The 19,348-nt window shown below is 65.3% G+C and carries 15 protein-coding genes and 2 pseudogenes; 12 read left to right on the top strand and 5 right to left on the bottom strand.

Annotated elements, in window-relative coordinates; genetic code table 11:
* Positions 1-279: 279 nt before the first annotated feature.
* Positions 280-642: a DUF6308 family protein gene (locus FND50_RS36550; RefSeq protein WP_397492991.1), complete on the bottom strand. Its 363-nt coding sequence runs from the start codon at positions 640-642 to the stop codon at positions 280-282.
* A gap of 35 nt (positions 643-677) precedes the next feature.
* On the opposite strand from FND50_RS36550, the gene FND50_RS37985 reads away from it, so the two are divergent.
* Both FND50_RS37985 and FND50_RS33710 read left to right on the top strand, forming a co-directional pair.
* On the top strand, positions 678-944 hold the full coding sequence (locus FND50_RS37985; RefSeq protein WP_397492993.1) for a hypothetical protein: 267 nt from the start codon (positions 678-680) through the stop codon (positions 942-944).
* A 435-nt stretch (positions 945-1,379) separates the two neighbouring features.
* A complete protein-coding gene (locus FND50_RS33710; RefSeq protein ID WP_260850809.1) occupies positions 1,380-3,122 on the top strand; it encodes a sigma-54-dependent Fis family transcriptional regulator in 1,743 nt (580 codons plus the stop codon).
* A gap of 31 nt (positions 3,123-3,153) precedes the next feature.
* Here the strand turns inward: FND50_RS33710 and FND50_RS33715 are convergent, their stop codons facing one another.
* Together FND50_RS33715 and FND50_RS33720 are read right to left on the bottom strand one after the other, a co-directional pair.
* Positions 3,154-3,618 carry a hypothetical protein gene (locus FND50_RS33715; RefSeq protein WP_144288631.1) on the bottom strand — a complete coding sequence of 155 codons (465 nt, stop codon included), beginning with the start codon at positions 3,616-3,618 and terminating at the stop codon, positions 3,154-3,156.
* A 562-nt stretch (positions 3,619-4,180) separates the two neighbouring features.
* Positions 4,181-4,669 (bottom strand): MarR family transcriptional regulator, encoded by a 489-nt coding sequence (locus FND50_RS33720; protein ID WP_222105599.1) that lies wholly within the window; start codon positions 4,667-4,669, stop codon positions 4,181-4,183.
* A 24-nt stretch (positions 4,670-4,693) separates the two neighbouring features.
* Here FND50_RS33720 and FND50_RS33725 point away from each other — a divergent pair, with 24 nt between their 5' ends.
* The 9 genes and pseudogenes from FND50_RS33725 to FND50_RS33770 form a co-directional block, all read left to right on the top strand.
* Entirely contained in the window at positions 4,694-5,767 is a 1,074-nt protein-coding gene (locus FND50_RS33725) for a substrate-binding domain-containing protein (protein WP_144288632.1), read from the top strand.
* Between the two features lie 382 nt (positions 5,768-6,149).
* Complete coding sequence (locus tag FND50_RS33730; protein ID WP_144288633.1) at positions 6,150-7,187, top strand: aliphatic amidase; 1,038 nt, start codon at positions 6,150-6,152, stop codon at positions 7,185-7,187.
* A gap of 214 nt (positions 7,188-7,401) precedes the next feature.
* Positions 7,402-8,946 carry a tubulin-like doman-containing protein gene (locus FND50_RS33735; protein ID WP_144288634.1) on the top strand — a complete coding sequence of 515 codons (1,545 nt, stop codon included), beginning with the start codon at positions 7,402-7,404 and terminating at the stop codon, positions 8,944-8,946.
* A gap of 18 nt (positions 8,947-8,964) precedes the next feature.
* Positions 8,965-9,264 carry a hypothetical protein gene (locus FND50_RS33740; RefSeq protein WP_054248276.1) on the top strand — a complete coding sequence of 100 codons (300 nt, stop codon included), beginning with the start codon at positions 8,965-8,967 and terminating at the stop codon, positions 9,262-9,264.
* Between the two features lie 11 nt (positions 9,265-9,275).
* Complete coding sequence (locus FND50_RS33745; protein WP_144288635.1) at positions 9,276-10,982, top strand: hypothetical protein; 1,707 nt, start codon at positions 9,276-9,278, stop codon at positions 10,980-10,982.
* Positions 10,983-11,768: 786 nt separating this feature from the next.
* The gene (locus tag FND50_RS33755; protein ID WP_144288636.1) at positions 11,769-12,863 is read left to right on the top strand and encodes a HoxN/HupN/NixA family nickel/cobalt transporter; all 1,095 of its coding nucleotides are present in this window, start codon (positions 11,769-11,771) and stop codon (positions 12,861-12,863) included.
* A 64-nt stretch (positions 12,864-12,927) separates the two neighbouring features.
* Positions 12,928-13,104 (top strand): annotated as a pseudogene (locus FND50_RS37380) (IS6 family transposase); the annotation flags it as partial.
* A gap of 1,537 nt (positions 13,105-14,641) precedes the next feature.
* Positions 14,642-14,980, top strand: a complete 339-nt coding sequence (locus FND50_RS33765) for a WhiB family transcriptional regulator (RefSeq protein ID WP_144288637.1) — start codon at positions 14,642-14,644, stop codon at positions 14,978-14,980.
* A gap of 131 nt (positions 14,981-15,111) precedes the next feature.
* A pseudogene (locus tag FND50_RS33770) lies at positions 15,112-15,425 on the top strand (tryptophan-rich sensory protein); the annotation flags it as partial.
* Between the two features lie 720 nt (positions 15,426-16,145).
* On the opposite strand, the gene FND50_RS33780 reads toward FND50_RS33770, so the two are convergent.
* Positions 16,146-16,928 carry a hypothetical protein gene (locus FND50_RS33780; RefSeq protein ID WP_144289239.1) on the bottom strand — a complete coding sequence of 261 codons (783 nt, stop codon included), beginning with the start codon at positions 16,926-16,928 and terminating at the stop codon, positions 16,146-16,148.
* 252 nt (positions 16,929-17,180) lie between these two features.
* Complete coding sequence (locus tag FND50_RS37385; protein WP_313905330.1) at positions 17,181-17,468, bottom strand: pyridoxamine 5'-phosphate oxidase family protein; 288 nt, start codon at positions 17,466-17,468, stop codon at positions 17,181-17,183.
* A gap of 520 nt (positions 17,469-17,988) precedes the next feature.
* On the opposite strand from FND50_RS37385, the gene FND50_RS33790 reads away from it, so the two are divergent.
* The gene (locus tag FND50_RS33790) at positions 17,989-19,212 is read left to right on the top strand and encodes an Ig-like domain-containing protein (RefSeq protein WP_144288638.1); all 1,224 of its coding nucleotides are present in this window, start codon (positions 17,989-17,991) and stop codon (positions 19,210-19,212) included.
* Positions 19,213-19,348 lie beyond the last annotated feature (136 nt).

Below are 19,348 nucleotides of genomic sequence, written 5' to 3' on the forward strand. Positions count from 1 at the left end.
ACGAGGAGGGCGGCACCGACCACCTATTCCTGGCCCTGCTCGACGACCCCGCCTCCACCGGCACTCAGATCCTCACCGCCCTTGCATCCCTGCCCATCAGCGAAATGCGTGAGCACCTCAGACGCGAACTGGCCCAGCAGCCCACCCCCGGCCCCGCCCACCGCATCCCCATCCGGCTCAGCGACGACGAATACTCCCGCGCCCGCGCCGCCGGCCAGAACCTCGAAACCTGGTCCACAACCGCATCACCGACGCCCTCGAACAACCCGAACAGCAGGTTCAGTCGCCGATACGGATCATTCGGGACGTGTCATATTCCAGTTCAGAGCGCTCTCCGAGGCCGCGGCTCTTGCCGTCCATCCACGCGATCACATCGAAGACGCACAATGCGGAGATCTCTTCGGGCAGGCCCGCCTCCTTCCGGATCGACAGCAACCGGCGATGCAACGCGCCGTCGTCGGCGCGAAGAGCCTCCCGGACCGGGTTCAAGTGCGATCGCTCGGTGCCCAGGACCTGGCTGACGACCGAGTCCCAGAATTCCGAGGCGTACAGGATCGGGACGGATCCGAGCAGGTGCCGCGGGAACTTGCGGAGCAGGATCCGCCGGATCCGGCCCTCGGCGCCGTCTCCGGCAGCGACCACCAGGCGCGCTGCGCCATCGGGGTCAACTTGTTGACGTGGCGAACGAGTTCGCCGGCGAGGTCCTCATCGCTGAGCCCGGTGTCGATCGCGGTGACACGCCCACCGATCAAATCATCGAACAAGGTGCGTTCGGCGACGGTGCCGCGCAGCTCCTGCACCACGGCGATGTCGTCGGTGATCAGTCCGATCCGTGGGCCCTTGCGCTCGATCAGGGCGTTGGTGCCCCGCGTTGTGGAGTAGCGGATGTGTTTGGTGCTGTGCAGCAGCTTCCGGCAGAGCCGGCTGCCCGTCAATTTCGGTGATGCCGCCGAAGCGGCACTGGGACAGGTCGAACGGGGTCGTGAGTGTCTTGGCGAAGGTGAACTCCGCCCCAGCCCACACGCAGATGTCGGGTCCCACCGTTGTCGATATTGATCAGGCGTTCCATCGAGGTTCCTCGCTTCGTCCGGTCGGGCCGCCGATGACTCGAGCCCTGGCCGCCCCTCGATTCGGAGATCAGTCCCACGTCGACACGCAGGTTGTGGGGTGCCCCACTTTCGGACATCCTGGATGGTGGGTGCGGTACCGGTCCGCGGCCAGTCCGGCGAGCTGTGCACACCCGCCCCCGGTGGTCGATCGGGCACCCCCGGAGCGAGGAACGAAGTAGGAGATCACCGATGGAATCGTCAGACCGTCGCCTCAGGGTCGCGGCGGCTCGTGCCGGGTACCTGTCCACCGGCGACGCCGATCCCGGTGCCGTGTCGGACTTCGTGGCCGCCTCGTGGCGGCGCTCGCAGGGCGCGGGAGTGGCGGCGGACGGCGGGGAGGTCCCCTACATCGGTGACGTGGACACCACCTCGCGACTGGCCCGATGCTCGCAACCGATCATCGACCGGCTCGTCGAGGCCACCGCGGACCTTCCCCTGAGCATCGCCCTGTCCGACAGCAAGGCGCGGGTACTCGCGCGCGTCGACACCACCCGAACCATTGGGTTGCGCATCGACAGCATCTCCCTCGCCCCTGGATTCGACTACGCGGAGGGCCATATCGGCACCAACGGCGTCGGGACGGTTCTCGAGTCCGGCCGATCCGTCCATATCGTCGGACCGGAGCATTTCCACGAACGCTTCCAACCCTATTCGTGTTCGGGCGCACCGATTCACGATCCGATGACCGGCCACATCGAAGGCGTTCTCGATCTCACGTGCCTGACCGAACACTCCACCCCGATGCTGCACAGCATCGTGCGCTCGGCCGCGAACGACATCGAACAAAGCCTGCTGAACGATCGAAGCCTGCGGCAGCAGGCCTTGTTCGAGGCGTTTCTGCGCATCGAGTCACGTTCGAAGACAGCCGTATTCGCGATCGGCGGGCAAGTAACGATGGCGAATGCGCTGGCGCAAAGCGTTTTCGATCCGGCCGAACAGCGAATGATCGCGCATCACGCAACATACCTGATGGAAGGCAGACAAGCCGTAGACGACGAGATCGAGCTACCAGGCCAGAGGCTGGCCCATCTGAAGGGCACATGTGTCAGCGCTGGGTCCGAAATCGCCGGAATCGTCGTAGAGGTTCGTGCCGTCCAGGAAGGATCGACACCGCGCGCCCGCGGCATCCGACACACCACAAAGCGCACCACAGGCTTCCACTCCGCCGCGGGCGCCTCCACCTCGAGTAGCAGCCCGGGCGCACTGGACCAGGACAGCAACTCACCGCTGTGGCGGCGGGCATGCAACGATGTCGCGGCGGCCCTGTACCGGAACGAGTCGCTGCTGGTCACCGGGGAACCGGGGACGGGGAAAGTCTCCCTGCTCACCGCCACCTTTCACCATGTCCATCCCGGCAGTAGGAGCATCGAACTCGACGCCGACGACCTCGCGCACGACGGGACCGATGCGGCGACATCCGAGACAGGCGCCCCCACCCTCTTCATCCTGCGTCGACTTCAGGACCTGACGCCCGACGAGGTCACCAAGGCGCATGCCTTCCTCGACGACATAGCCAGGAGCGATCGGCCGGTGTGCGCCGCGGCCACAGTATCGGGGGCATGCGCGGACGCCGACCCGGTACGCGAGCTCCTGCCACACTTTCAACGGTCGACCTCGGTGCCGCCGGTGAGGCATCGCATCGACGACCTTCCCGCGCTCATTCGCCAAATACTCGCCAAACACTCCCCCGGACGAAGCACCTCTCTGAGCGCGGCCGCAACCCGGACGATCGCCAGATACCCTTGGCCCGGCAACGTGCGCCAACTCGACGAAGCCCTCCAGGCGGCGCTCGACAAGCGTCCCGTCGGCGAAATTCAATGTGAAGACCTCCCCGGCTACTGCTATCAGACCTCGGGCAGGACCCTCACCGCGCTCGAGTCGATCGAACGCGACGCGATCGTGCAGGCATTGCGCGACGCCGCCGGCAACCGTGTGCAGGCCGCGGCAAGCCTCGGGATCGCGCGCTCGTCGCTGTATCGCAAGCTGAAAAGCTTCGGCATCGAAGTCGACTGACGGTTCGACGCTGCCGCCCGGATGACGAGCGCTACGCGGCAGGGGCCGACGTATCGCACCAGGCGACGACCACCGAGGCCACCTCGGTCATCGTGAGCATATCCCGAATCGGGCCGCCCACACGCACCTGGCAGTCGACGACACCTCGCCCACCGATAGCGAGTCCGGCAGTCACGTGAGGTACCGCCACGAGGATCTCCGCGGGCAGCCCGCTGCGACTTCCCTCGATGAGCAGCAGTTCCTCCTCGACAGCCCGCACGGGCACATTCTGAGCTCCGGACACGTCACCCACGGCCAGCGCGACGTAGTCGTCGTCGTCATCTCTCCAGGCGATCAAGCGGGCCCGTCGGGTACCGATCGTCAGGGACACATCCAAGGTCACCGCCAGGCCGTCCCTGTTCGCGGTCTCCTGCGGTACAGGCGCGTCGTCGAGCCCCCGCTCGAGGACGACGCGTCGCGACTTCGAACCGAAGTACGGCTCGTTCACCATCTTCATGGCGCTCGTTCCTCCTTCAATCATTTTGACAACATGTGATACACCTCATAGTTGTTGCGGCGCGCGCGCCCAAACTGTCCCAAATTTGGACAGACAGCAGCCGGGGACGCGCGGGATTCGACGTCCGCTGGTCCACCCCTTCCCGAACCGCCCATGACGATCCCCCGCGCCGGGGTCCACGGCCTCCACGATGCCCTGTTCACGCCCACCTAACCCAGGATGTCCGAAAACGGGACACCCCAACATCCGTATCGACGGTGAAAACTAGTCTCCGAAATACGGCAGCTGTGACGCGAGCCATAGGCGGCTCGACCGGACGATGCGAGGAGCCTCGATGGAACGCCTGATCCCCGGCACAGTGGGCGTTGAGGGAGTCAACGACACACTGGCGCGCCGGCCCGTCCCTTGCTGCCACGGATTGACGGAAACCGCACTGATCGGACGGCGCGGGTCGGCTGCTCCGGAATCACGTGCCGTCCGCATCGCGGACGGCGCGTGGTTCGGCGGGGTTGTCGTGGCCGGCGCCCTTCGTGAAGCCGCGGTGAGGCAAACCGCCGATTCGCTATCGGTGCTCGCCTCTGACCTCGGTCACCGGGGGGAAGGCGGAGCACAGTCGATGGACAGCAGCCTCCGGCAGATGGTTCCCCCCGAGGAATATGCGTTCGTGTTCTTCTACGACGGTGGCAAGCCGGCGATAAAGAGCCCGTCCGCGTGCGCTCAGGTAGACGCGAACCTTGCGGCGATCCACCGAGTCGACCTCGCGATACACGGCTGCGGTGGACACCAGACGGTCGACGATGCGGGTCAGCGTCGCACCGTTCGCAGCGGTCCGGACAATCAGGTCCGCCATCGTCAAACCGCGCTCTCGAGCGAGGGACTCGAGCACCAACCAGTGATCGAGGGCAAGCCCGTGGGGTTTGAGTGCCGTGTCGATATCGGCAGCCAGGCGTCGAGAAGCGCGGGTCAGCGACGCCGCCAGGGACTCCGGCCGATCCTCGTCCGGGATCTGTCTCTCCGCCATCTCGATCCTCCCCTGTTGCCCGAACTGCATTCATGACAAATACTTTTATTTGAGATGATATACGCACCCGAACGTAACCGGTCGTCGGACTGGACGATCGCGATGGTGGTGCCCCTGCAAGGGCCCGCCGGCCTTTTCGGGCCCTCGTGTGAGGCGATGAGCGAGCTGGTCGCCCGTGACCTGAACGACGCGGGCGGCATTCTGGGCCGCGAGGTCCGGATGGAGGTGGTCGACGGCGGTGGTGATCCCGCACGAGTTGCGGCCGAGGTGGGTGCGTTGGTCGATCAGGGACGCATCGATGCCGTCACCGGCTGGCACATTTCCTCCGTACGTCACACCCTCGCGCCCGTGCTCGCGGGCCGCGTTCCCTACGTCTATCCGGCATTGTACGAAGGCGGGGAACACCGACCTGGTGTCTACTGCAGCGGTGAAACGCCGCGACTGCAGATCGAACCCGCGTTGCGCTGGATGCGCGAACACATGGGTATGCGGAGGTGGTATGTGGTCGGCGACGACTACGTCTGGCCGCGCCGCTCCGCAGCGGCCGTGCACGCGTTCGCCGACGAAATCGGACTGGACATCGTCGGTCAGTCGTTCGTCAGTCTCGGTGGCCGAAACATCGGGCGCGTCGTCCGACACATCGCCGAGACCAAGTGCGATGGAGTGTGCATGCTCCTGGTCGGACAAGACGCTGTGGCCTTCAACCGGAGCTTCGCCCGCGCCGGCCTTCAGGACCGGCTGATCAGGTTCACACCCTTGATGGACGAGAACATGATGATCGCGAGCGGGCCCGGCGCGTTGGTGGGAATGTTCGCGGCCGCGTCCTACTTTCGGTCGAAGGCGGATACGAACCCGATGGCCCTGCTGGGCAGGTACGTCGACCTCCACGGACCGGACGGCCCACCGATCACCGCCGTATCGGAGTCGTGTTACGAAGGCGGGCAGACTCTGGCGCATCTGATCGGTCGCGCCGGCAGCCCCTCGGTCGCCGCGATCGACGCTGCGCTCGACGGGACCGCGTACGAGGGCCCCCGCGGCACCGTCGAATTCAAAGGCCGCAGGGCGCATCAACCGGTACACCTGGCGGTCGCCGACGGGCTGGATTTCGACGTCCTCACGACCTTGTAGCCTGCACCGCTACCTGGCTGAATCTCTCGCGGCGAACGTCGCCACCGGCAGGCCGGTGATAGTCGGCGGTCTCGACGACGACTCACCCATCGGCGGGCCCCACGCATATCCGACGACGACGCCGGTCTCTGCCCGACCACATCGGGGCACTGCATCGGCGCGCTCGCGTCATCGTCACGATCCCGGCGCGGCGGGCCGCGCACTACGAGACAACCCGAAGGGCGCCTATCCATTGACGGACATTCATCTACAGTATATTTTCAAATGAGAATGTTTCGGGCTCCGGTCGCACGGACATCCACCTCGCGAATCGTAGCCGGAACATTCCCCACCCTGAGGGACGACGATGTCCGTACTCCCTCGATGACCAATCAGGAGAATCATGCGACACGGCGACATTTCATCCAACGACGACACCGTCGGTGTAGCAGTCATCAACTACAAGATGCCGCGACTTCACAGCCGGGCCGAGGTGCTGGAGAACGCCTGCAAGATCGGTGAGATGGTCCGGGGCATCAAGTCCGGTTTGCCGGGCCTGGACCTGTTGATCTTTCCGGAATACTCCACGCACGGAATCATGTACGACCAGCAGGAGATGTTTGACACCGCGACAACGGTTCCCGGTCCCGAGACCGCGCTCTTCTCCGCCGCGTGCCGCGACGCGGGCACCTGGGGTGTCTTCAGTATCACCGGCGAGCAACACCAGGATCATCCGAACAAACCCCCGTACAACACCCTCGTATTGATCAACGACCGCGGGGAAATCGTGCAGAAGTACCGAAAGATCCTGCCGTGGACTCCCATCGAGGGGTGGTATCCGGGCGGAGAAACGTACGTCGCCGATGGTCCGAAAGGCCTCAAAGTCTCGTTGATCGTGTGCGACGACGGCAACTACCCGGAAATCTGGCGGGACTGCGCCATGAAGGGCGCCGAGCTGATCGTGCGCAGTCAGGGCTACATGTACCCCGCCGCGGAACAGACCGTCCTGATGGCCAAAGCTATGGCTTGGGCCAACAATTCGTACGTCGCCGTCGCAAATGCCGCCGGTTTCGACGGTGTCTACACCTACTTCGGTCATTCCGCGATCATCGGGTTCGATGGCCGCACCTTGGGGGAGACGGGCGCGGAGGAATACGGGATTCAGTATGCGCAGCTGTCGATTCCGGAAATCCGGAACGCGCGCAGGCACGACCAATCCCAGAACCACCTGTTCAAGCTTCTGCACCGTGGGTACACCGGCGTTCACGCTGCCGGCGACGGCGACAAGGGCGTCGCCGACTGCCCGTTCGATTTCTACAAGCTGTGGGTCAACGATGCCCAGAAGGCGCAGGAATCGGTCGAAGCGTTCACCCGGGACACGATCGGCGTCGCCGAATGCCCGGTCGGCGACCTGCCCACCGACAACGTCTCGGAAGCCTGAGCGCGGCCCGAGAAGGCCAACCGGACAAGCCCCTGACCCGCCAGACGTTTCGGTCGACCTCGACCGGATCCGGATTGGGTGCCACCGGGCCCTGCCCAGGGCGTCCGAATGAACAGCCGCTGGACCCCGCAACGCATACCGGCCTGACCCGACTTCCGCCGTCACCCCCCACAAGTTCACGTTCACGTTCACGTTCGAGCAAAGGAAAAGATAGATGACCGACAACGGACATGACCACGGCCACCACCACGACGCGTGTGACAGCGAATCGCTGGGGCTGACCACCGACCTATCTCGCATCGAGGCGCTGGTGACTCAGGGCGTGCACCGGATCGGGGACCACGAGGGCCCGTTCTCCCTGCACGTGCTCGGTCTGGGGAAGACCGGCGCCAACATCATCGAGGAGATGATCGGCTCCCACGCAGACATCGCCGCCGACACCGAAACGCCCTTCCATGCGCTTGCCGTCGACATCGGGGACGCGGAACTCGTGGGAGTCAGGCACGCAGCCGAGGACGCCCCGGCCGACCGGGTGCACGTGCAGACCGTCAGCCTTCCGGCACCGGACAACAGCACCCTGTTCGCCGGGCTTCGGCGGTACCGGGAATTCCTCAAGACGGAATACCCCCGCTACTACTGGAACCCGAACTACGAACCGTGGTTGCCCAACGATCTCGAAGTACCTTCCGCGGGGGCACACTTCCCGCGCGCCCTCGCCAAGGGAATCTATGGCGTCGAGTACTACCAGGGCGGCCAGGTGACCTCCGCACTCGATTCCTTCGCCGAATCGGTCCTGAACAGCACACAGACACCCCTGGTGTGCATCGTCTTCAGTCTCGCCGGCGGAACCGGTAGCGGCATTGTCGTCGAGCTGGCCCGGCATCTGTCGACGATCCGGCTGGGACGACGGGCATTGGTCCTGGGCATCGGTGTCCTGCCCTCGGACGGAGACCCGGCGGAGCTGCAGGACGGCCGCATGTTCACCACCATCAACGAGCTGGACTGCATGATCGACTCGGAAAAGAACAAGGGCGTCATGGCCGTGTGGGGCGACCTCTACAAAAACCCCTTCACCGCAGGGTTCTTCGCCGTGCCGCAAAACGCTGTCTACGAGCGCACAGGCGACATCCAGCAGACTCACACGGAAATCGACTGCGACCTAGCCGATTTCGTCCTACGTGATGGCGGAACTCATCTCTACGAATCCATCAAGGCCCTGAACTGGCTGAACGTTCCGGCCAACGCCTGGCATCCGGCCACGCGCGGAGAACAAAGCGATCGGTGGATCAACCTGCTGAGCGTGGGAGCCGGTCCGGGTCAGGACATTGTCAGCGCCCGCGAACTAGCGGCCAGTGCCGTCCCCGACTTCGCCGAAGTCCGCGTCTTCGGAAAGGAGACGGACGACCAGGACGGCGACACGGCCGCCGGCGCACTCGCCGCGATGGTCACCACGGCCGTGCGGCCCGGGAGCCTGGTCTTCCCGTCCAATGAAACACCCACCGTCAGCGCCTTCATCCCCCGCCTGAGCAAACTCGACATGGAATTCTTCGTCGCCAGCCGCGAAGTGTACGACTCCCTGGACTGGGAAGAAAAGCTGATGCGCCATGCGTGGCTGCTCGATCTGGGAGTGCTGTTGTGCGAGCCGTCCACCCGCTTCGAAGGCGTCGGCGGGGAATGCCTCCTCGGCTGTGCGTGCTGGGTGGTCGTACCGCACGCGGCCATCCGCGGAGAACTGGAACTGACCGAGACCATGCACTGAATCGCAGGGAAGATCACCATGACACTCAATTGGGACAATGTGCTCGAAAAGTACCGGGACGGAGCCGAGATCGATTCGCTCCCCGGCGCTGCCACACTGTCGGTCAGCGGCGCCGACGAGGAGAAAATCTATGTCAAACACCGCCTGTGGAAGGACTCACTGAGCCGCACCAATCTCGAGCGTGCGATCGAGATGGTTTCCGCGGGAACGATGACCCGAACCGCGGCCGACTTCATCGATCAGTACCGGACCATCATCGCCGACGAGCGGCCCACCACCGCGGCCACAGTGCTCAAAGACCTCGGCTACCTGGACTAAAGGACGATAAAATGGCACAACTTTCGATGTACCACAGCGCCACCGGAAAGCAATCCCCGCACTGCATCCACATCGTCGGCCTCGGCAAAGCGGGTGCGCAACTTATCGACTCCTTCCTCAGGACCGGCGAAGTCGAGGACCTCCTGGCCGACCCGCGCGCCCGGTTCACCGCGCTGGCGGTCGACATCGGCGAAGCGGACATGCGGCAGCTGCAGCAATACGCGGACTCGTTCTACGCGCGACTCGCCGAACGCGGAATCCCCGCCAACCGGGCCCAGATCAAGACGGTCGCCCTCACCGTGCCCACCCCGCAGGAGCTAGCGGACAGCATGCAGCGTTTCCCCACCTTCCTCGGCTCCGAATACCCCCGGTTCGGTGGGGCACCCGATCACTTCGCGCCCTGGATCGAGACGGGAACGCCTTTCCCCACCGCCGAGAAGCGCTACGCCGCGCAGCTCGAGCAACCCGCCGAGAACGAGCACTTCCCGCGGGCTCTGGCCAAAGCGATCTACGGGCGCGCCTACTACGACGGGGACCGGGCCCTCTACCGTGAACTCGCGGAGTTCGCCCGGAGCATCGACGACACCAAGCTCCCCTCGATGGTGCTGATGGCCTTCGGCATCGGCGGCGGCACCGGCAGCGGCATGGTGGTCGACCTGGCCCGGCACCTGACCAACGGCCAGCTCGGCCGCCGGGTCCCGGTGATCGGTGTCGGTGTACTGCCCTGCACCGGCGATCCGGAGTACCAGCGGGGCGCGTCGGTGTACACCACGCTCAACGACATCGACTGCATGCTGGACGAGGCGAAGAACGAGCAGATCGTGTCCATCTGGGGAGACATGTACAAGAACCCCTTCACCGGCGGGTTTCTCGCCCTGCCTCAACAGCAATCGTGGGAACGCCTGCACCGCTACACCACCATCAAGCCCGGGGTGCGTCCCGAGGTTCGCCACCGGCAAGCCGTGCACGTCACCAACAAGTTCGTTGACGACTCGTTCGCCCGCTACGTCGTCCACGACTACGGCCGTGAACTCTTCCGGATCCTGCGGCCCGCCGGATTCACCGGCGCCCCACACGAGCGGATCAGCTACGGCGACCGGAACTGGACGATCTTCGACGTCGCGAAGCTGACGCACCCGGGAGTGCAAGTCCTGCCCGGCGAGCCGATCGGTAAGTGGCGCACCGCTATCAGCGACTGGATCGGGTACATCCCGCAATGGTGCGGGCTGCGGCCGGGATTCAAGACCGAGTACATCGAAGCCCACACCTTCGCCGCTCGCGCCAAATGGAATGCCACCCTGCAGAAAAAGCTCGAAGACACGCTCTCCGAATTCCTCCTGCCCGGAGACAGCGGAACGCTCCGAACGACCGAGGGCGAGTTCTTCGACGAACTGACCCTCTACACGAACGTCATCATCACCGGGGCGGCCAAGGCCGATCTCACCGCCTTCACCGAAGCCCGTGACGCCTACGACGCGCTCTCCCCGAGCGAGCGTCTCACAACCCACGCATGGCTGCTCGAGCTCGGCGTCATGCTATCCGAACCATCAGAACAGTCCGAAGGCCTGTGCGGCAAACCCCTTGCCGGGGCCACCGGATGGAAACTGGACATCCCCTACGCCGCGCTGCGCGGCGATGTCACAAGGTTCCCCACCGCGGTGCAGCTCACCACCGCAGCCATGGCAGCACCGGTCCAAACGGTAGTCCCCACACCGTAAACAAAGCATCCCCCGCTCCCACGTGGTCAGCGCACCCGCCCGGCGCAGTGCGCTACGGCCCGCGGCAATGCCCCCCAGGTTCCCGACAAGTCCCGGGTCCACCCGCCTGCACGGCTATCGACTAGGAGAAAATGCCATGGCCACACTCTCGGCAGGACAAGCATCGGCTTCGATGCAACCGCCGCCGCCACGATTCGTGAACACCGACTCGAGGCCTGCCATCAGGCGATGGTGGCCCCACGTAACGCCCCCCGATCCCTAACCGACATCGCAACCCGGTTCGGGTTCGTCGAACTGTCGGTTCTCGGCAGGGCATTCACAGCGACCCACGGCATCAGTCCGATCCGGTACCACGAACAACACCGATGATCGAGGCGTGAAAGTCGATCCGCCGAGCGTCGGCACGGCAGTAGTGACATCCGCGCTCCTGATGGGTGCTGCACATTCACCCCATCCATGCAAGCATCGCGGACCACGACTCGTGGTACCGGATCGGCGGCCGGACAGGTCGCTGATCGAAGCGGACGAAGGCGCTGAAAGCACAAGTGACTGTCACTGAGGGGCAAGCGCTATGCATCGTCGGCCCCTATCCTTCGAAGACACCCGAAGATCGAAATGGTTCAGCATCTGCCTGAATCACCAGCGGACTGCACAGTAGTCCGAAGCGCCACAACATATCCGATCCGACGAAAGCGTTTCAGGCTGAGTGGCACCCAAGACCAGAGCCGACAGCCGTATCCACCCCACGCGGCCAGCGAACTCTCGCTGTAGAGACAAAGGACAACCATGGCGTCCGTAGCCCACTCGTTCACCACCCGATGGACCACCGCCGAGCGATCGCGCCTGGCCGCGATCGTGGGGGCCATCGCCACCTTGCACGTCCTCGGGTGGAGTCTCTACCTGTGGCAGAGCGAAAACCTCGCGGCCGCCAGTGGCTTCGCCGGAGCAGGGACCCTCGCCTACATCCTCGGCATGCGTCACGCCTTCGACGCCGACCACATCGCCGCCATCGACGACACCACACGGCTGATGCTCGTGCGCGGACGACGACCCGTCGGTGTCGGTTTCTTCTTCGCGATGGGCCACAGCGCCGTCGTGCTGGTACTCGCCGTTCTCGTCGCCCTCGCCGGCGCCAACCTCAACGACACCAGCCTGGACGGGATACGCGGTGTCGGCGGCACCATATCAATCCTGGTCGCGATCGGCTTCATCGCCCTCGTCGCCGCGCTCAACGCCGTCGTCTTGACCGGGCTGACTCGACTGTGGCGCCAATATCGCGTCGGCACTCTCCGCGCCGAACAGATCGACCTGCAACTGCTGAACCGAGGTCTGGTCAACCGCGTTCTCGGCTCGCGCGCCCGCAACCTGATCAAGTCTTCCTGGCACATGGCGCCACTCGGCTTCCTCTTCGGTCTCGGTCTCGAGACCGCCAGCGAAGTCACCCTGCTGGCGCTGTCGGCGACGACCGCGGTCAACGGCGGTATGTCGTTTGCCGCTGTCCTGACCCTGCCGCTGCTGTTCGCGGCCGGCATGTCGATGATGGACACAGCCGACAGTCTGCTCATGACCCGGGCGTATTCATGGGCCTACCGCAGCCCTGGTCGCCGCCTGTATTACAACCTGGCGACCACCGCGATGACCGTGGTCATCGGACTGTTCGTGGCCTCGGTCTACCTCGCCGGAGCACTCACCGACCACTTCGGAGTAACCACCGGCTGGATCGGCTGGTACGGCGCCCTCGCCGATCACTTCGAACTGTTCGGCTACGTCATCGTCGGACTCTTCGTTGCATCCTGGCTCGGTGCGGTCCTGCTCTGGAAGTTGCACTACCACAAAGCCGAAGCCGAGCGCGCTCCCGATACCACCATGTCAGCCCTCTGAACCAGGAGAGCGCCGGACCGCCACCGAGGGTGCCGCTGACCGCACGATGACCGCCCATCGGACGAATCACAACCAACCCACCAGACAGCGAGAACGGGCGATGAAACGGTTCACCTCGGTCGGGCACGCGCAACGGTTCTTGTCCGCGTTCAGTGGCATTTCACCGCATTTCCGGCCCGGCCGGCACCGGCTGACAGCACTCGAATGGCGGGCCGAGATGGCCGATCGTTTCGCGGTCTGACGGGAAGCCACCGCGACCGGCGTCGCCGCCTGAAAGTGGACCTCCCAAAGGTGTTTCATAGAGGCAGCTCCAAAACCAATTGCGCCGCTACACTTTTCAATCAACGTGACAGTGCCGTGAACACCGTGGCAGTCCCGAGTCGTAGGGTCTCGAGATCTCACGCGAGATGGCCACTCGGTGGTGTGCAGCCGTGCGCGATACCGGCGGCCTTCCGCGGCGGCTCCGACCTTGGAGCCCGGCCGTGGTTGTCTGTCGATTCCGGCGCGGGAGAAAGGAACCGGTCGGTTCGTGGCGTCGGACACTGTGATCGTTTACAAAGGAAGAGAAGGGTTCGCTGCTGTCGAGGAAGCGGGCCACGCCAATTCAGCGCGATCTTCTGGAGGAGCAGATCGCCTCTGAGCACGTACCTTCCGGGGAGGACATCGCATGAGCACGCGGCCATCACAACCACGATCGGACGCCTATTGGCAACAGCAGGTCACCGCGGAGCGGAGTCCGGACCGGGGCCCTTCCCCGCGGGCGCCGTCGCCTACCCCGCGACCGACTCTCGCCGACCATGGGCTCCGCGACCCCGCATCCGGCGAGTGCCGGAAGTAGCCGCATACGCTGCCCACAATCGAGTCCATGTGCGTGGGTGGTGATCGCCCACGATGACGGGAAGGGCGCACCGGGCGTACGAAAAATTCTGGGGTCATGTCGTCACCGCAGGTCGACGCCCTATTCCGACGGACCAAACATCAGTCGGCGAATCACCAGTCACCCGGCCGGGCGACGGCGGCCCGTACCGTTGCCCCACGCCCGCACGCCCCCGAAACCCAATGCCGACCCGTAGACGCCGTCTCTGACATCGACAATTCCTCAGCGGATTCCCCCATCAACACAGCGCCATCGCACCGGGAACGGGAATCGAGCTGTGGATCCACATCCATCACACCGTTCGCGCGAGGAGTCGTTCCCCGCGGCGGCCGGGGTCATCGCGGGCGATCTTTTCGACCGTCGATACCGCGCACGCCGACCCGCCCGAAGCCCTCACGTCGATATCCACCGACGACGCTCGCGAACGAGACGGCGGATGTGACGCCAGTTACTTTCGAGCGATACCCTTCAGTATCGTTCGCCGTGTCGCTACCATCAATTCCACACCGCTTACCACCTCGTTAGAGGTGACCGAGTGTGGATCATCCGGGTTCGTCCCGGTCCCACCGATGTCGAGCCCAGGCATCAACGCACCGACACGCCCTGCGGACGTGGTGCCGCACCGATCACAGTCCCGGACCCAGGTCTGCCGCTGCCGCTACCCGACTGCCGCCTCCCGGGCATCAGAAGTGACACCGCGATGTGTCGAGGGGTCATGTCGCACAACACCTTCGGATGAAATGAACGACGCCATGGTTGTTTCCCGGGAGGCCACGCCAACCCACACCGATCCGCATGGCATACCACGACAGCAAGCCCACCTCAGCCAGCCACACCCACGCGCTCCACCCTTACCGACAGATCGGCCCACCGCTCCACTCCGAAAGCGACCCAGCCCGCTGTGCCTAATCACTTCCACCACTCCCCCGCCCAGGACTGGCAACACCGCGCCTCCTGCCGCGGCACCAACACCGACCTGTTCTTCTCCCCCGACGGTGAACGCGGCAACGTCCGCGCCCGACGTGAGCGCGCCGCCAAACAGATCTGCCAAGACTGCCCCGTACTCGAACAGTGCCGCGCCCACGCCCTCACCGCCACCGAGGCCTACGGCATCTGGGGTGGTATGTCCGAAACCGAGCGCTCCCGCCACATCCGACGCACCCGCGTCCCAGCCCGCCACCGCGACGCCGCACACGCTCCGGCACCACACCACCACCGCTCTACCTGCTCGCGCACGTGACGAACACGTGCGCGGTGACATCGATACCCCCGTCACGGCTCCGCCTCCGAACCTGCGAACGTATCTCCGCAAACCGGCAGACGGCACTCCTGAAGTCCCTATCCTCGACAACGGACTTTCTCCCGGAAGGAGTGACAACGAGCGGATCGATCGAATCATCGCCTCACGACGGTGCCCGTGTGCTTGTCGTGATCCTCTCCGCGGTGGTGGCGGTCGTGGGTTCGATCATCGGCTCAGGGGCGCTGGTGGGAACCCCGATCTCCCAGGTCGCCGACGGCGCCCTCGCCGCCGACGCCACCGCAGTGGCCCCGGCGGGCCCGCCTTCTCCAACTGGACCCTGATCTACCTCGGGTTCCTTACGCTCGCGATCTGGCAGGCACTGCCCGCGCACCGCACCGATCCTCGGCAACACCGCGCCGGGTGGTGGCTCGCCGCGGCGATGGTCTACGGGCTACCGTACCGCTCCAGCGTGGCCGGGTCTCGGACGGTTACCGAGGCCGTAATCTGATGACAACCGCGCCATCACGCTGTTCGTTGTCCAGCACGTTCGCGTCGCTGCTCATCTCGCCGGTGGAGTGGGCTGTGCTGCTCGTTCCCTGGCGGGGTGCCAGGTCGAGACGGCCCAGATCACAACGGCGTTGAGAGCGAAGACTGCGCCAGATCGATGATCGGCGGCCCACCTACGGCATCGGATCCGACATCGAGGTCATCCCCGCCCACCAAATCGACCAGGCATACGAACGCCCGACGTCCGATACCGGTTCGTCATCGACACCGCCACCCTGAACTGACCCGACCGTGAACGCCCGCGACAAACGGTCCGGCGAGCGTTCACTGCCACCTGAACGTCCCTGCGCACGAGCGCCTCTCAGCCGGGGTGCTCGGATGACGTGCCGCCGGTGTCTCCCCCTGTCGGAGTTTGCGCAGGGAGCTGTCGGCGTCGTGGGACCGGGCCAGCACCCCTGGCGCAAAGCTGCTCCCTGATCACGTCCATCTCACCGCACTACATTCGAGGGCCCCTAACCGGACACCGACACTAGTCGGGAGCGGAGAGCCTACTCGGCAACCACGCTGCCGCCTCCGAATCAAGCAGTACCGCCCCGGGCGCCGTAGACGCCTATGACACTCCAGTCGGGGTCGACGTCGTCCAGGGTCGGCCGCTCCGTTACCGGGAATTATTCTCGGCGTCCGCGGTCGCCGGGTGCACGGCGACCAGGCCGAGGCCTTGGCGTCGCTTGCACAGCCGCGCCAGCTCGCGATACGCGGCCTCACCGAGCAACTCGGTGAGCTCCGGCGCATACGACTGCCACACCGCCCTGGCGCCGACGTGCGCGTCCGGCGAGCCGGAGCAGTACCAGTCCAGATCCGCGCCGCCCTCACCCCAGCCGCGGCGGTCGTACTCGGTGATCGTCGTCGTCAAGATCAGCTCGCCGTCGGGTCGCTCCACCCATTCCTGCGTGCGCCGGATCGGCAGCTGCCAGCACACGTCCGGCTTCACCTCGAGCGGCTCGATCCCACGCTCGAGCGCCATCGAATGCAGCGCGCACCCGATGCCACCCTCGAAGCCGGGACGGTTGAGGAAGATGCACGCACCCTTGTAGCGGCGGGTACGCAGCGCCGGCTCGTCGTCGAGCTCGTCCTCCTCGATGTACCCCTTCTTCCCGAGACCCTGCTTCATGAACTGCCAGTCCTCGGGCCGGAGCAGCTTCACGGACTCGTGCAACCTCGCGACGTCCTCCTCGTCGGTGAAGAAGGCGCCGTGCGAGCAGCAGCCGTCGTCGGGTCGGCCCGCGATGATGCCCTGGCAGGCCGGGGTGCCGAACACGCAGGTCCAGTGCGAGAGCAGCCACGTCATGTCCGCGGCGATGAGATGCTCGGAGTTGTCGGGATCGAGGAACTCGACCCATTCCCGTGCGAAGTCGAGCGCCACCTCGGGGCTGGGCGTCATCTTGTCCGACGGCCTCGGAATACCTGCTGTCACAAACCCCCACGGTAGCCGACCCACGTAACAGACAAGGACTGATCAGATCCCCGCCCGAAGAGCAAGGTGCCCGACCCGACTCTCGCCGATCCTCCTGCGATATCACCGCGGTGCTATCCGGTCGATCAACCCCAGACCCGGTGCCCCGCATCGGAAACGACGTGAAGTGGCGCGGTCCAGCACGAACAGGCGCCCTGGGGGTGACGATCGGCGGAGCCTTCATTCGACGTCGAGGGCCATCAGCGTCACGTGTCGTCCCGTCACCTGTTCCATGTCGATGACGAGGTGGCAGGTGCCCGACGGGATCGACCAGGGCACCGTTGTCCGATCGTGAAATCGGGCCACGCTGTCCGAGAAGGAAAGATGCGTAGCGCGGCCCATGACGACCACGCTCCACCCGTTGCGAGCCGACAGATCGATGCCGTCAGCCTCGAAAGCGAGGAACTCACCGTCGAAGCGTTCCGACCACGCACCGTCCGGCAGGGATGACGACTTCGCCCGCCACAGCCGCGAATGTCACCGGCCGTAGCGCCGGCAATGCGTTCTCGGTGAAGACCCCCCGGCCGACACCGAACGCAGCAAGTGGATGCAGTCGGCCAGAGAGAACGCGGGATCCTGGGCTGTCATGGTCATGATGGTCTCCTCCGCGCACGATGCTGTACCCCTACCATCAGCTTCACCACCGTTCCGAAGGCACAGGGCTATGTCACCTGTCACGCTCGACGAACTCGCCCAGTGCCCGCACCGCAACGTCGGCGAGCCCACGCACGAGGCGGTTGAGGAATACACATACGCAAAGCACCCCGCCCGAAACACCCCGGTGAGCTCCTCCGAGGCTGACAGAAGAACGTGCGGACCCAGCAGTGCCCCAACAACGCGGCCAGCGACAGCCGAAGTCGACCTAAGCACGCCACGTCATAGGTCGAGCCCGCGAGGATGAAGGCCGTCCGCGACGCGGGCTGGTAACCTCCGACGCCTACGTCCGCCTGCGCGCGCGCCGGCCGACCCGTACGGGAGAATCAGTGCCATGCACGCCCGCCGCCGCCCCGGTCACCTCGCTGCTGTCCTCGCAGTCCTGCTGCCCGCCCTGATGGCCGGTGCCTGCGCACCCTCCACAAACCAACCCGCGGGACCGGCCGCGCCGCCGCCGGGACCGGAGATCACCGTGTCCCCAGCCGACGACACCGCCGCGGTCAACCCACTCGACCCCGTGTCGGTGAACACCACCGGTGGCACCCTCGAGACGGTCACCATGACCAACGACGAAGGCCGGCTGGTCGAGGGCATCTACACCCCCGACCGTCTGGCCTGGAAACCGGGAATACCCCTCGGCTACGGCAAGAGCTACACCCTCGCGGTCACCGCCGTCGGCGACCAGGGCGCCCGAAGCGAGAAGACCAGCACCTTCACCACGGTCACCCCAGGAAACCAGACCAGGCCGTCTTTCGTCACCACCGGCGGCAACTTGCTCGCCGACGGCGGCACCTTCGGCGTCGGCGCCGTGATCGTCACCCACTTCGACGAACCGATCACCGACCGCGCCGCCGCCGAGAAGGCCCTGCACGTAGACACCGCACCCCCGGTGACCGGCTCCTGGTACTGGGCCGACGACCAGAACGTGCACTGGCGACCGGAGAACTACTGGACACCCGGCACCCAGGTCACCGTCCGCGCCGACGTCTACGGCATCGCGCTCGGGGAAGACCTCTTCGGCCAGGAAGATGCGCAGACCTCGTTCACCATCGGCGACGCCCATATCTCCGTCGCCGACGACACCACCAAACAGGTCACCGTCACCGACAACGGTCAGGTGGTCCGCACGATGCCGACGTCGATGGGCCGAGGCGGCACCGAAGCCGTGGGTGGTCAAACCCTGTCGTTCTGGACCCAACCGGGCATCTACACAGTCATCGACAAGGCCAACCCGGTCATCATGGACTCCTCCACCTACGGCCTTCCGGTGAACTCCCGCCTCGGATACAAGGAATCGATCAACTACGCCACCCGCATCAGCAACGATGGCATCTACCTCCACGAACTCGCCGAGACCATCTGGGCGCAGGGCAACACCAATGTCTCGCACGGCTGCCTGAACCTCAGCCCCGACCACGCTCGCTGGTTCTACGACTTCTCCGTGCCCGGCGACATCGTCGAGGTCCGGGGAACCGGCGGCGCTCCCCTCGAGTTGTGGCAAAACGGCGACTGGTCCGTCCCGTGGGACCAATGGCTCGCCGGCAGCGCCCTGCGCTGACCGTCGGCCGGTGGGCATTATGGCGGCCCGGCCGGCGGCTCTCGTCGCCGGCAGGGAGATGGCATCCGGGACCGTCAGTGATCTGGTCGGTAGCCGAAGGCAACGTGGTGGGTACTTGCGGTTTACGCTGCGAGAC

The organism is Rhodococcus sp. WB9 (assembly GCF_007558985.1).
Classification (GTDB): domain Bacteria; phylum Actinomycetota; class Actinomycetes; order Mycobacteriales; family Mycobacteriaceae; genus Rhodococcus_F; species Rhodococcus_F opacus.

Excerpts from the sequence above, each read along its gene's own strand:
- FND50_RS33715 (WP_144288631.1), bottom strand. The coding sequence starts at position 3,618 with ATGAAGATGGTGAACGAGCCGTACTTCGGTTCGAAGTCGCGACGCGTC.
- FND50_RS33720 (WP_222105599.1), bottom strand. The coding sequence starts at position 4,669 with ATGCAGTTCGGGCAACAGGGGAGGATCGAGATGGCGGAGAGACAGATC.
- FND50_RS33725 (WP_144288632.1), top strand. The coding sequence starts at position 4,694 with ATGATATACGCACCCGAACGTAACCGGTCGTCGGACTGGACGATCGCG.
- FND50_RS33730 (WP_144288633.1), top strand. The coding sequence starts at position 6,150 with ATGCGACACGGCGACATTTCATCCAACGACGACACCGTCGGTGTAGCA.
- FND50_RS33735 (WP_144288634.1), top strand. The coding sequence starts at position 7,402 with ATGACCGACAACGGACATGACCACGGCCACCACCACGACGCGTGTGAC.
- FND50_RS33740 (WP_054248276.1), top strand. The coding sequence starts at position 8,965 with ATGACACTCAATTGGGACAATGTGCTCGAAAAGTACCGGGACGGAGCC.
- FND50_RS33745 (WP_144288635.1), top strand. The coding sequence starts at position 9,276 with ATGGCACAACTTTCGATGTACCACAGCGCCACCGGAAAGCAATCCCCG.
- FND50_RS33755 (WP_144288636.1), top strand. The coding sequence starts at position 11,769 with ATGGCGTCCGTAGCCCACTCGTTCACCACCCGATGGACCACCGCCGAG.
- FND50_RS33780 (WP_144289239.1), bottom strand. The coding sequence starts at position 16,928 with ATGACGCCCAGCCCCGAGGTGGCGCTCGACTTCGCACGGGAATGGGTC.
- FND50_RS33790 (WP_144288638.1), top strand. The coding sequence starts at position 17,989 with ATGCACGCCCGCCGCCGCCCCGGTCACCTCGCTGCTGTCCTCGCAGTC.